Below are 13,484 nucleotides of genomic sequence, written 5' to 3' on the forward strand. Positions count from 1 at the left end.
TGACTAGCGCATTCCTGTGCGCAATCGAGCTGCCGGGGGTTCGAACGGCTACAGCGCAGGAGATTACCACGGCCGCCGTGCCGAGATATTTCCCACCCCACTATGACACGGACGAAAAGGGCAACCCCGTCGGCTTCGCCATCGACGTCATGAATGCCATAGCGAAACGGGCAGGTCTGACCGTCCACTACAGCGTCTACGACAACTGGGACCTCGCCCAGACGGCCCTCAAGACAGGACAGGCGCAGGTCATTCCGAACATGGGCATCACGAGCCGTCGCTCCGAGTACGCCGAATTCACCTCGCCCCTCGAAACCTTCGAAATCTCATATTTCATCCGCGCCTCCGCGCCAGACATCAACACGCTGGAGGACCTCGAAGGCAGACGTATAGGCACGGTTCAAGCCAACGTCGGGCACTCCATCGTCTCGTCCAGCCCCGCGTTCGTCGAAGTGATGACGGATGACCTGCGCGATCTCGTCCTTCTGCTGCTTTCTGGGCAGGTGGACGCGATCATCTATCCGGCCCCCCTCGTATGGCGCATGGCCCGCATGCTCGGCATCGAGGACCGCATCGCCTCGCTTGAACCTCCCGCCATGGAAGTCAAACGCGCCATGGCAGTGGCCCGTGGAAACACCGCGCTGCTCGTCGCGCTGGACCGCGAGGTGCGCCACTTCGTCACCGAGGACGAATTCGAGCACATCTACGTGAAATGGTATGGAAGAAAAACTCCCTACTGGTCCGCCCAGCGCATCCTACTCATCTCGGGCGGGCTGATCTTCCTCACGGCGATGACGCTACTCCTGTGGCGCTATCGCTCCGTCTGCGCCATCAACAGAAAACTCGTCCAGAGCATGGCCGAACGCGACGCCGCGCAAAAGGCACTGGCGCTTCGCGAGCACCAGTACAGCCTCGTCGCCCAAAACCTCATGGAAGGAATCTGGGTTGTGGACAAGCAGGACAGCACCATATTCGTCAATTCACGCATGGCCGAAATGCTCGGCCTCGACGAATCGCGACTTCTCTCTACCAAACTGCAGGCCTTTCTGCCCGAAGACGAAAGGCTACCAGCCAAGGAGCGCCTGCAAGCCCTACGCGAAGGCCACGGCGGCACATACGATGTGGAATTGCGCAGGGCGGACGGCACCATCTTCCCCACGCGGCTCGTCACCGCGCCGATCCAAAACGAAACGGGCGAGTATGACGGAACGCTTGCCTGTGTGCTCGACATGTCCGAAACCGTAAAGCGTATGAAGGAATTGCGCGTAGCCCAAACGACGTTATCTGCCGCCAGCCGCACGCAATCCGAATTCCTCGCCATGATGAGCCACGAAATCCGCACCCCCCTCAACGGGCTATTGAGCATGCTCCAACTGCTCGACAAGACACGCCTGGACAAGGAACAGCGCGGCTTCGTCGACAACGCCTTGCGTGCCGGGCGTGGACTCATCACCCTGCTCAACGACGTGCTCGACATTTCGCGCCTCGCTCCCGACACGCTCACCGTCCGCTCGGAACCTCTGTCCATTGCGGAAACGCTAAAGACCGTCGTGGACAGCTTCGCACCCGAAGCCACAACCAAAGGCCTTACGCTCGGTTGGGACATGGCTCCCAACATACCGGACCGGGTGTACGGCGATGCGCAGAAACTCCGGCAGGTCCTGTTCAATCTTCTGGGAAACGCCATCAAATTCACGGAGCGCGGAGGGGTGGTCATCATGGCCAACGCGCTACCCTATCGCCCGAATCAGCGGCTCGTAATCCATATCTTCGTGGCGGACACAGGCATAGGATTCAGCGAAAATCGCCTTGAGACCAGCTTTGATCTTCAGGAAGGCTCATCTCCAGAGCACTGCCTCGGGCTTGGGATCGTAAAGCGCATGATCAGTCTAATGGGCGGAACGCTGTCCGTGGAATCGGCCGAAACGCAGGGAACCACTGTCCATTTCACGTTCCAGGTCGATATTCCGGCCGCCCCGCCGTACGAGGTCATTGAGGACGTCCCGGCCGTCATGCCCGAGATTCTCCCCTGCATCCTCGTGGCCGAGGACGATAGGCTCAGCCGCATCGCGCTGGAGCGATTCCTGACACACCTTGGCTACCCGTTCCGCAGCGTGACCACGGGAAAGGAAGTTCTGGACCTGTTGGCGCAGGAAGAATTCGGTTGCATCCTGATGGACGTTCAGATGCCGGTGCTTGATGGGCTTCAGACGACACGGATCATTCGGGAGCGGCTCGACCTGGGCGACAAGGCGCAAATCCCCATCGTCGCCCTCACGGCGTTTGCCATGGAAGGCGACAGGGACCGCTTCATCGCGGCTGGCATGAACGACTATCTGCCCAAACCCGTCGAACTGGAAGAACTGGAAAGACTGCTCGCGAACATCGCCGCGGCAAATGGGACATTCCCGGTGGAAAACTAAGCGGCCCGTAACTGAGCGGCCCGAAAATGAAAAAAGAATCGGGAGCCGCTACCCCTTCCCGAAGAGACTCGTCTGGAGATCGACGATGGTGCGCGCCCCGCGCCCGCCCGAGGCAGGCCCGACAATGGGACCGTACCCGAGGCGCTGCGCCTGCTTGAGCCGAATGTCATGACTGGTGACCGGGCGAATCTGCCCGTTCAAATCCACCTCGCCCCAGACCACAGCCCCCTCCGGCAACGCCCTGTCGTAGAAGGACGACAGCACGGCGGCCACGATGCCCGCATCGAGGCCGGGGTCCGTCATCTTCAGTCCCCCGCCGATCTTGGTGTAGATGTCCACCTGCGACAGATTGAGCCGCAGACGCTTTTCGAGCACGGCCAGCAGCAGATGCAGCCGGTTGGCATCGAATCCTAGGGCCGTGCGGCGCGGAATGGCCAGAAACGACTTGCTGACCAGCGCCTGCACTTCCACCGCGAAGGGACGCTGCCCGTCGATGGCCATGACCAGCGCCGTGCCGGACAGGCCGGGGTTGCGATCCTGAAGGAAGAACGTGGACGGATCATGCACGACCTCCATGCCGGAACCGCGCATCTCGAAGACCACCATCTCGTGACTCGGGCCGAAGCGGTTCTTCATGACGCGCAGGATGCGGTACAGATGCCGCCTGTCGCCTTCGAGAGACAGCACCGTGTCCACCATGTGTTCGAGGAGCTTCGGGCCAGCAATCTGGCCGTCCTTGGTGACATGGCCGACAAGGATGAGCGTTGCGCCGTTGCTCTTGGCCGCCTCGATGAGCGACGTCGAAACCGCGCGCACCTGACTGACGCTGCCGGGAAGGCCTTCGACGTCATCGGAGGACAAGGTCTGCACGGAGTCCACGATCATGAGATCAGGACGATCCGGACCGCCGATGGCGGCCAGCGCGTCTTCGAGCCGTGTGGTGGAAAGGGCCAGCAAATCGGGCGGAGACGCCACCAGACGCTTCGCGCGGGCATGGACCTGACCGAGGGATTCCTCGGCGGAAAGATAAAGCGCTCGCCTGCCGCTACGGCTGATGCTCGCCGCGAGCTGGAGCAGAAGCGTGGACTTGCCGATGCCGGGATCGCCCGCAAGCAGCACGACGCCACCGGGCATGAGTCCCTTACCGAGCACCTGATCCAGCGCGTCGAGCCCACTGGAATACGGCACCGCGCGCTCCTCGGAAAAATCCGCAAGGGCGACCGGCGCATGAATGGCTCCCGCTGCGGCCTGCCGCGCGGTACCGGCCTTGCGCGGAGCGGTCTGCTCCGCCAGGCAATTCCACATGCCGCAGTGCGGGCACTGCCCCTGCCAGCGCGGAGAAACGCTCCCGCACTCGGAACAGACGTAGACGCTTTTCTTCTTCATGATGATGTACGCAATGGGCGGGCTGGGACGTTCGTGCCGGACGCGGACTACATGTCCACCGACTGGACGGCCACGACCTTGACCACGAACTCCGAAACGGCGTCGGAAGGCGAAAAGAACACGAACATAAACGGCGCTTCCTGTCCGGGCTGGAGATTCACGTTGTTGGACCCCACACCGGCTTCGTCGGTGAGGGCCTTCTCGATCTCCGCCTGATCCAGAACCTGAAGCTGGAACAGGGACAGGGTGTTCCCGCACAGCAGACGGCGGGAATCGAGCACGGCGTTCTTGTCGTCGAACAGGCTGGCCTCGACCTCGACAAGCTCCTTGGGAACCTCGAAACCGTTGATGGCGCGGCCCTCGATGACGAAGATGCGCCCGGCCTTCTCGTTGTCCACATAATACTGGCGGATGCTTTCAAGGGAGATGCGCTTGACCATCTCCTCCATCTGCTCGGCCTGCTCCATGGCAATCTCCTCCATGGCAGCCTTGCCGCCCAGAAACGCGGGGAGATACTGGGGAGCGAGAAAACGCAGGCCTGCATAGCTGCCACCGGCAAGCAGCGCAAAAATCATGAGCACGATGGCCACGGTCTTCGCACGACCGCCCTTGGCGGGCTTTGCGCCCTCATCGATATCAAAGGACAGGCTGCCGAGGCCTTCGAAGGATTCCTCCTCTCGCGCGGCATCCTTGCGAGCGGAAGGCTTTTCGGACGGTGCTTCGGACTTGCCCGCCTTTGGCGGGGCGGACGTGGGCGACAGGGTGAAGATATTCTCGCAGACGGTACAACGCACCTTGCGGCCCGCTGTCGCGAACTGTTCATCGAGATTGTACGTCGTGTGGCAATTCGGGCATTCTACGACCATATGTGAACCACTCTCCTTCAGCCCCCTCGCCCGGAGCCCTAGTCCTGTAACGCCAGCGGCAATGTCCGCCAGCTACTCGACGAGTTCGTAAATTCCGCCAAGCTCCCTGAATCGCTCCGCAAAATCCATTCCATACCCGACGATGTACCCTTTATCAATATGGAAACCCGGAAAGTCAACCTTTACGTCCACTTCGCGGCGTTCATACTTATCCACCAGCGCGGCCAACGCGAGGGCCTTCGGCTTGCGCTCCTCGAAGGTGCGCAGCAGGAAATCCATGGAATGCCCGGTATCGACGATGTCCTCGACGATGAGCACGTTCTTGTCCTTCAGGGTCGTCTCCACATCCTTGGAGAAGACCAGCTCTCCACTCTCGGTGCCACGGCCGTAGCTGGCCAGACGGACGAACTCAAGCTCAAGGTCAAGGTCGATGGTGCGCACGAGATCGGCAAAAAAGAGAAAACCGCCCTTGAGCACGCAGACGACGACGAGCGGCTCGCCGTTGAAGCGCTGGGTGATCTCGCGGCCGAGAACGGCGACCCTCTCCCGAATTTCCTCGGGAGTGATGACGACCTTCATGTTCTTTCCAGTCATATGTTCAACCTGTTTCCTTGGAGTTGTGACGTGTCATGCGCATGCGGAATCGAGCGACGGCCCGCTCACATAACCAGGAGCATGGCCGTCTCGTCGCAGTCGGGGAACTTGGGACAATTGAGACAGTCCGTCCACACCTTCTGCGGCAAAACGTCCTTTTCGACTTCCTCGAATCCGAGCCTCGCGAAAAAGCCGCTCACATACGTGAGAGTGAAGACCTTGTAAACCCCAAGCGTCACGGCCTCGGACAGGCAGGACTCCACGAGCTTGCGCCCGAAGCCCCGTCCCTTCAACTCCTCGACCACGGCAAGCGAGCGGATTTCGGCATGGTCGGCCCAGAAGATGGTCAGCGCGCAGCATCCGAGCACGCGCTCGTCGTCCCGGTCCACCAGCACATGGAAATCCCGCAGATGCGAATACAGGGAACTCAGCGAACGGGGCAGCAGTTGTCCCTTGGAGGCACACGACATGAGCAGGGCGTGAATGGCCTTCACGTCCTGCATCATTGCCTTGCGAATGTATGAACTCATTTCACTCTTTCCGGTTGAGAAGCTTATCGACAACGGGGGACAGTTCGTCCGCGGTAACCATGCCCTCATGATTCACGGCGAGTTTGCCCGCCGCATCGTAGACCATGATCCGCGGAATGCCCTCGATCCTGAAAAAACTGGTCACGGAATCGTCAGCTCGGCGGACGGGATAATTGAACTCCGTCCGGCCGAGAAATTCCGCATAGGCCTTCTCGTCGTCATCGAGGGACACGCCCAAAAGCAGCAGGTCCGCGTCGGAATAGCTTTCGCGAAGCTGCCGCAGTTCGGGAATCTCCGCCCTGCACGGCGGGCACCATGTAGCCCAGAAATTGACGACAACCACCCGCCCGCGGGCGGACCCCACTGCGCGGATGATATCCATCGCGGCCACGGTGTCCCGCTCGTTTCCGGGCAGTGCCGCAACTGCGGCATCCGCATGGGCCTGTCCGACGACAAAAGGAGCGGAAAAGCCGAGGAGCGCCGCTGAAAGCACCACCCCTCCGGCAAGCCGCTTCACAAATCCCTTGCGCATTCTCATGCTCCACGGCTCTCGGCCACGGCGCCGCTCAAGGCCTTGGCAACCTTCACAGCGTCCACAGCGTCGCGGGAATAACCGTCCGCGCCGATCCTGTCGGCATAATCCTGCGTAACCACCGCGCCGCCAACCATGACCTTGCAATTCAGGCCCTGCTCGCGCACAAGGTTCACGGTCTCCTCCATGCGGACCATGGTGGTGGTCATGAGCGCGGACAGGCCGATGACGGCCGCATTTTCGCGGCGCGCCGTCTCCACGATGCGCTCTGCGGGCACGTCCTTGCCAAGGTCGATGACCTCGAAGCCGTTGTTGCGCAGCATGAGGATGACGATGTTCTTGCCGATGTCGTGGATGTCGCCCTCCACCGTGGCCATGACCACCTTCACCCGTTCCTTGCCACCCGAAACGGCCTCAAGGTGCGGGCGCAGATGCTCGAAGGCGAGCTGCATGGTCTCGGCGGATTGCAGAAGCTGCGGCAGGAAGTATTCCTTGCGCTCGTACTTCTCGCCAACCTCGGTGATGGCCGGGATGAGGTCGCTATCGACGATCTCGAAGGGATCGCGGCCCTTGGCGAGCTCGGCCTCCACAAGTTCGACGACCTTCTCCGCCGCACCTGCGATGACGGCCTGCCCCGGAGTTTCCACGGGCGCGGCCGCACCGGCGAGGTGCGAATCGCGTCCCGGCAACGGACCGCCGGTCGGTTTCCACTCCGCGTAACCGGCCACGAAATCGCGAGCCTGCGGGTCCCGCGCGAGCAGCACCTCCGACGAGGAGAGGCTCTCCATGAGACGATTCGAACCGGGATTGGCAATGAAGGCCGAAAGGCCCTGCGTCATGCCCATCACGAGGAACGAGGCGTTGAGCAGTTCACGCGCGGGCAGACCAAAGGAAATGTTCGACAGACCACACACCGTGGCCAGATTCCATTCGTCACGGCAGTGGCGGATGACTTCGAGGCAGGCCTTGGCGGACTCCGGCTTGGACGATACGGTCAGCACCAGCGCGTCGACCATGATGAGCCGTCGCGGAACGCCGAGGTCGTCGGCCTCGCGCAGGAGCGACTCGATGACCGCGAGCCTGTCGGAGGCGGTCACGGGCAGCTTACGGCCCAGAAGCGGCAGCATGATGAACGGCGCGCCATAGTGCTTGCACAGCGGGCCGAGGGCCTGCATGCGGCCGGGTTCGCCACTAATGGAGTTGACGAGCGGTGAGCCGGGATACACGTCCAGCGCGGCGCGGATGGCGTCTGCGTTGGTGGAATCAAGGCACAGCGGAGCCTGCACGCGCGACACGAGGGCCGAGACGAGATCAGGCAGCAGCGTTTCCTCGCGTACCATGGGCGCGCCCACGTTCACATCAAGGATATGTGCGCCGCAGGCCAACTGCTCCTTGGCAAAACGGAAGGCTTCGGAGAACTGCCCGGCCTGAAGTTCGGCAGTGAGCTGCTTCTTGCCCGTGGGGTTGATGCGCTCGCCGATGACCTTGCTGCGTCGATGCGGCGACACGGCCACGGACTGCGCGCGCGAGGTCAGCACGAGGCAGTCGCGCTCTGGCGGTTCGGGCAGCGACCACGCCACGTCCTCGAACACCTTCGAGGCGCAGCGGATATGCTCCGGCGTGGTGCCGCAGCAACCGCCGATGGCCTTGGCCCCAAGCGCCACGAAAGGCTTTATCTGCTCAGCGAAGGTCTCGGGGTCCAGCCGGAATACGGTGCGGCCGTCCTCAAGCTCGGGCAGGCCGGCGTTGGGCTGGGCGAAGAACGGAGTGGACAGGCGCGGCAGCATGGCGCGCACCACCTCAAGCATACCTTCGGGACCGGCGGAACAGTTGGTGCCGATGAGCTCGACGCCGAGGTTCTGCATGGTGTCGATGAAGGTCAGCGGGCGGGTGCCCGTCAGGCTGACGCCATCCTCGAAGGTCATGGACACGGCCACGGGCAGGTCGCACACTTCACGGGCGGCGATAACGGCGGCCCTGCATTCGGCGAGGTCGAACTGCGTCTCGATGATGAGCAGGTCCGCTCCGCCTTCGCTCAGGCCGCGAATCTGCCGCTTGAAGGCCTCGACGAGGTCGCGGAAGTCCACGTCGCCAAGCGGACGACAGAACTTTCCGGTGGGGCCGATGTCACCCGCGACGAAGGCGCGGTCTCCGGCGGCCTGCCGGGCCACGGCGGTCATCTCGCGGTTGAAGGAGACGACTTCCAGACCGGCGTCGAGCTTGAAATCCGTACCACCGAAGGTATTGGTGGTGACAACACGCGCTCCGGCGTTTATGTATTCACGATGAATGTCGGCAACGATATCGGGATTGGCGAGGCCGAACGCTTCGGGTGACTGGCCGGGCTTCAGTCCCCGGGCCTGCAGAAGCGTCCCCATGCCGCCATCGAAGGCGAACATGCGGCTTTCCTTGAGGAAACGGCGAAAATCAGGCAACGTCATGCTCCGTTTTTGCGGGTTGACAGCGAGAACGGGTTACGCCCGCCAAGCGCGGATTCCGAGGCTTGCCGGGCCTGTGTTGTGTACTTAAAAACATTGAAAGTGACAAACAAAAACTATATCGTTCCCGGACCCCGAAAGGGGCACGAAACCTGCTAACGGCAGCCGTCATCCGCCGCATTTCACGGCGACGGCCCGCCCGGAAAGGCGGCTTTCGCAACACGGACCGCCATGGTCGCGACTAACGATGGAAGATCATACCATAATAGACGAAAACGACATCGAGTTCGAATCCGAAGATGACGCCATCGAAGGCGAATCCGAAGACATCGTCGAAGGCGAGTGGGAACACCCTGCCGACGACGATGACGACGATTCGCACGAGAAGGCGCTCACTCTCGTCGGCAGTTCGGACATCATGCCCCGCGATCCGCTCAGGCTCTACCTGCGCGAGATCAGCCGCTTCCCCCTGCTCGCCCCCGAGGAGGAGTTGGAACTCGCCCGCCGTGTGCGCGACGAGGGCGACAACGAAGCCGCGTTCCGGATCGTGTCGTCCCATCTGCGCCTTGTGGTGAAGATCGCCATGGAATTCCAGCGCCGCTGGATGCAGAACGTTCTGGACCTCATCCAGGAGGGCAACGTCGGCCTCATGCGGGCCGTCCAGAAGTTCGACCCCGAGAAGGGCATCAAGTTCTCCTACTACGCGGCGTTCTGGATCAAGGCCTACATCCTGAAATTTATCATGGACAACTGGCGTCTGGTCAAGATCGGCACCACGCAGTCGCAGCGCAAGCTCTTCTACAACCTCAACAAGGAACGGCAGCGCCTGCAGAATCTGGGCTTCGACCCGGACACCGCGACACTGTCCAAGAACCTCGGCGTGGCCGAGGACGTCATCATTGAAATGGACCAGAGACTCGCCCGGCAGGACATGTCGCTCAACGTCCCGCTTGGCGAGGACGGCGGCGCGTCGCGCATGGACTTTCTCCCCGCGCTCGAACAGGGCATCGAGGACAACGTCGCGCAGGACGAGATCAGCGCCATGGTCCGCAAACACATTCAGGCCATCCTTCCCCAGTTGAGCGACAAGGAACGGGACATTCTCGCCTCGCGGCTGTTGACCGACGAACCGGCCACCCTGCGCGAGATTGGCGAGAAGTACGACATCACCCGCGAGCGCGTGCGCCAGATCGAGGCCCGCCTACTCGAAAAGCTCCGGAAGCACATGGCCGAACACATCTCCGACTTCTCGGACGACTGGATCCACACCGATGAATGAAACACTGCGCAGAATGAAGAACGAGGCGAAGATTCTTGCGGCGAAGCAGATTCTTCCGGGCTTTTATCAGGAGTGCTCCGCCGAGCTGCACTACAGCAACCGGAACTTCTTCGATCATCCCATGATCCTGCGCCTGCAGGAAGACGTGATCCCCTTCCTCTACGATGATGCGAGCCATGGCGTGGTCCACGCCAAGAAGGTCGCCATCGAAGCCGGAGCCATTGTGCTGTGCGAAGCGCGCGGAAACGACATGGAGCGCGTCCGTCAGCTCGCCCTGCTCGCTCAGATGAGCGGCCTCATGCACGACACCTGCCGCCTTGAAGAGGACCACGCCGAGAAGGGAGCCGAAGTCTCGGGGATGATCCTCGGCGACTACCCCATCTCTGACCACGACAAGGAACTCATCGCCTTTGCGATTAGCGACCATGAGGCGTTTCGCGAACGCCGCATCACCGACGACCCCGAAGCCGAACTGCTGGCCAACGCCCTCTACGACGCGGACAAATTCCGCTGGGGCCCCGACAACTTCTCCACCACCCTCTGGGAAATGTGCGATTACAACGAGTTGAGCGTCAAGGAAATCCTCGACCTCTTCCCGGCAGGCATGGAGAAGATCCGCGAAATCGCGGAAACCTTCCGCACCAGAACGGGCCAGACCTTCGGCCCCGAGTTCATAGAGCTCGGCCTTGCCCTCGCCCCGGCCATCTTCCGCCGTCTCAAGGAAATCGAGCAGGAGCTTCTGGGCTGTTGAGAGCCGGCGTCCGCCCTTGTCAGCGGACGCCAAAACACGATACATTCACGGGAAGATGCACTCGACATCCCGCAGGGTTGACGAGCGCGACGCGAACCCGACCACATGGCCGGGTTCGCCTTCTCGACGAAACAGCCGTCCGCGGAAGCTCGACCAATCCAACCGGAGTTACACGTCCGCCATGTCCCGACTGCTGACACTTCCGCTCGCCACGGCGCTTGCAGCCACACTCTGCTCCTGCGCGACGCTCCCGGACACCCGTCCGGCCGACGAACCCGTCGTGTGGGAACTCACCGATCACGCGGAAATCACCTACCAGTTCATGCGCTTCGATACGGCGCGCCGCCTCGGACGTCATGAAGACGCGGAAGCCGCGCTGGCGCGGCTTCTGGAGCTTGCCCCATCACCGCACGCCTTCCTTGAGGGCGCGAACTATTTCTGGCATCGCAACAGGATCGACGAAACCCGCGACATCCTCAAGACCGCCATTGCGACCTATCCCGATAATCGCGACCTCGCGCTGACGCTGGCGACGACCTATTTCGCCGAAAAGCGTTTCGACGCGGCGGAACTGACCATCCGCGACTACCTGCGCACCCGCCCCGACGACTGGGTCGCCCATCGCGAACTTGCCGTCGTGCTCATCGAGGCCCGTCGCTTCGCACAGGCCATCGACGTCATCGAGGGCATCCCCGACGAGGAAAAAGACGCGCAGACCCTCTACTACGGCGCGAAGGCCAGCGCCGGACTCGGCCTGAACCGTCAGGCCATCGGCATGCTCTACCGTGCCGTGGAGATCAAGTCCGACTTCGTGGAAGCATGGGCCGAAATGGCCTACCTGTTCGAGGTCGAGCGCGACTACGTCGCCGCGGAGGAAACCTACGGCCGCATCCTCGAACTCGGCGAAACCGGCGGCGAAGTCTGGCTCCGGCTCATCAGCCTGAACCTCAAGATGAACAATCCGGACAAGGCGCTCGAACTCTACCGCCAAGGCCCCACGGACATGAACTTCGCCCTCGAAGCGGCGACCATGTTCCTGGAGCAGAAATTCTACGACCACGCGCGCTCCGTCCTGACGCCGCTGCCGCAGACCGAGGGGGCACCGACGAAGATATGGTTCTATCTCGCGCTGTTGGCCTACGAAGGCGATCAGGACCCCGCACAGGCCCTCGACTACCTGAATCGCATCCCCTCGGACGATCCGCTCTATGGCCGCGCCATCAGCTTCCGCGTGCAGCTTCTGCTCGATACCGACCGCACCCCCGAGGCGCTCCGATTGGTCCGCAGAGTCAAGACCGCGCACCCCACCGTGCGTGACTACTGGCTGCTTGAAGCGCACATCCACGAAACGCTCGGGGATTTCGCGCAAGCACGCGCCACGCTTGAAAAGGCCCTCGAACAGTGGATCGACGATACGGAACTGCTCTATTCCCTCGGCATCACGCTCGACAAGCTCGGCATGCGCGACAAGGGCGTGGAGATGATGGAGCGCATCATTTCCATTGATCCGGAGCATTCCGACGCCCTCAACTTCGTCGGCTACACGCTCGCCGACGAAGGACGCGACCTCGACCGCGCCATGGTGCTCATCAACAAGGCGCTGGAGGCCGACCCCGAAAGCGGCTTCATCATCGATTCGCTGGCCTGGCTTTATTTCCGCCTCGGCGACAACGACAAGGCATGGGCGGAAATCCAGCGGGCCGTCGAACGCGTGGCCGACGACCCCACCATCTGGGAACACTATGGCGACATCGCCCGCGCCGTGGGCGATACGGAAAAGGCCCGCGAAGGCTACCGGAACAGTCTCGAACTCAGGCCGGACACCCCGGCCATTCAAAAAAAGCTCGACACCCTATGATCCTGAACACCTTTGGCCCGAGGCTAACGCCTCGGGCCTCGCTTCTCGTCGTGTTGGCTTGCGCCCTCATTGTGGCCGCAGGATGCGCCCGTCCCAGAATCCCCGCAGGCGTGCTGCCCACGGCCACGGCGCTGTGGCAGGAGTTCCGGCATAGGCACGAGGCCCTCGGCACGCCCAGTTCCATCGACGCCGCCGCCAGCCTCCAGTACGAGGGACGCCGTTCGGGGCGGGTGCTGCTGTCGCTCTATGGATATTTCGGCTACCCCCTGCGTATGGACGTGAGCGCGGGCTTCGGCACCAACGTCGCCCTCATGCGCGAAACAAAGGATGGCTTCCTCGGCTACTTCCCGGAAAACGGCGCCGCCTACGCCAACGACGACGGCGCATCCGCCGCCGCGGGGATGGGCATAGCCCTGCCCTTCTCCCTGCACGACCTCGCCTATCTGCTGTCCGGCCACTACGCGGACCTCGTCCCCGAAATCTTCGATACGGCGCGCCCGCTATCCGATGGCGGCTGGCTGTTCGGATTCGAGGATTCCCGCATCAACGGCATAGCCCTTGACGCCGATGGCCTTCCTGTGGAACTCACCGGGCGGCACCAAAACAAAGACTGGACCCTTCGCCTTGAGCGGTATACAGACGGGACGGATGTCGCACCTCGGGCGCGGCGTCTCGACCTGCGCATGCAACCCGGAAACCGGGCCGTGCTCAGGGTGAAGAGCGTGGATACCACGCCGCGCGACTGGCCGAAGGAGGCGCTGAACCTCCTGCTGCCTCCGGGCACGGTGACGCGGACCATGGATTCGCTCGCCCCGCTAGAACCCTGA

11 protein-coding genes are annotated in these 13,484 nt (G+C 62.3%); 5 read left to right on the forward strand and 6 right to left on the reverse strand.

Translation table 11 applies throughout. The features are described from left to right. Positions 1–77: 77 nt before the first annotated feature. Positions 78–2,423 carry a response regulator gene (locus GGQ74_RS02895; RefSeq protein ID WP_167940028.1) on the forward strand — a complete coding sequence of 782 codons (2,346 nt, stop codon included), beginning with the start codon at positions 78–80 and terminating at the stop codon, positions 2,421–2,423. A 48-nt stretch (positions 2,424–2,471) separates the two neighbouring features. Here GGQ74_RS02895 and radA read toward each other — a convergent pair whose 3' ends face one another. From radA to GGQ74_RS02925, 6 genes are all read right to left on the reverse strand, one after another. Next, on the reverse strand, positions 2,472–3,809 hold the full coding sequence (gene radA / locus GGQ74_RS02900) for a DNA repair protein RadA (RefSeq protein ID WP_167940029.1): 1,338 nt from the start codon (positions 3,807–3,809) through the stop codon (positions 2,472–2,474). A gap of 47 nt (positions 3,810–3,856) precedes the next feature. Further along, complete coding sequence (locus GGQ74_RS02905) at positions 3,857–4,675, reverse strand: DUF3426 domain-containing protein (RefSeq protein WP_167940030.1); 819 nt, start codon at positions 4,673–4,675, stop codon at positions 3,857–3,859. A gap of 72 nt (positions 4,676–4,747) precedes the next feature. Continuing rightward, positions 4,748–5,269, reverse strand: coding sequence for a hypoxanthine phosphoribosyltransferase (gene hpt / locus GGQ74_RS02910; protein WP_167940031.1), 522 nt, complete (start codon positions 5,267–5,269; stop codon positions 4,748–4,750). Positions 5,270–5,334: 65 nt separating this feature from the next. Next, the gene (locus GGQ74_RS02915) at positions 5,335–5,799 is read right to left on the reverse strand and encodes an N-acetyltransferase (RefSeq protein ID WP_167940032.1); all 465 of its coding nucleotides are present in this window, start codon (positions 5,797–5,799) and stop codon (positions 5,335–5,337) included. Between the two features lies 1 nt (position 5,800). Then, on the reverse strand, positions 5,801–6,331 hold the full coding sequence (locus GGQ74_RS02920) for a TlpA family protein disulfide reductase (RefSeq protein ID WP_167940033.1): 531 nt from the start codon (positions 6,329–6,331) through the stop codon (positions 5,801–5,803). Positions 6,332–6,333: 2 nt separating this feature from the next. Then, entirely contained in the window at positions 6,334–8,766 is a 2,433-nt protein-coding gene (locus tag GGQ74_RS02925; protein WP_167940034.1) for a homocysteine S-methyltransferase family protein, read from the reverse strand. Positions 8,767–9,016: 250 nt separating this feature from the next. Here GGQ74_RS02925 and GGQ74_RS02930 point away from each other — a divergent pair, with 250 nt between their 5' ends. From GGQ74_RS02930 to GGQ74_RS02945, 4 genes are all read left to right on the forward strand, one after another. Beyond that, the gene (locus GGQ74_RS02930) at positions 9,017–10,048 is read left to right on the forward strand and encodes a sigma-70 family RNA polymerase sigma factor (RefSeq protein WP_167940035.1); all 1,032 of its coding nucleotides are present in this window, start codon (positions 9,017–9,019) and stop codon (positions 10,046–10,048) included. After that, a complete protein-coding gene (locus GGQ74_RS02935; protein WP_167940036.1) occupies positions 10,041–10,799 on the forward strand; it encodes an HD domain-containing protein in 759 nt (252 codons plus the stop codon). Before GGQ74_RS02930 ends, GGQ74_RS02935 begins: the two co-directional genes overlap by 8 nt. 181 nt (positions 10,800–10,980) lie before the next feature. After that, positions 10,981–12,657, forward strand: a complete 1,677-nt coding sequence (locus GGQ74_RS02940) for a tetratricopeptide repeat protein (RefSeq protein WP_167940037.1) — start codon at positions 10,981–10,983, stop codon at positions 12,655–12,657. Beyond that, on the forward strand, positions 12,654–13,484 hold the full coding sequence (locus tag GGQ74_RS02945) for a hypothetical protein (RefSeq protein WP_167940038.1): 831 nt from the start codon (positions 12,654–12,656) through the stop codon (positions 13,482–13,484). The genes GGQ74_RS02940 and GGQ74_RS02945 overlap by 4 nt, the downstream gene beginning before the upstream one ends.

The sequence above is a fragment of the Desulfobaculum xiamenense genome, from assembly GCF_011927665.1.
GTDB classification, from domain to species: domain Bacteria; phylum Desulfobacterota; class Desulfovibrionia; order Desulfovibrionales; family Desulfovibrionaceae; genus Desulfobaculum; species Desulfobaculum xiamenense.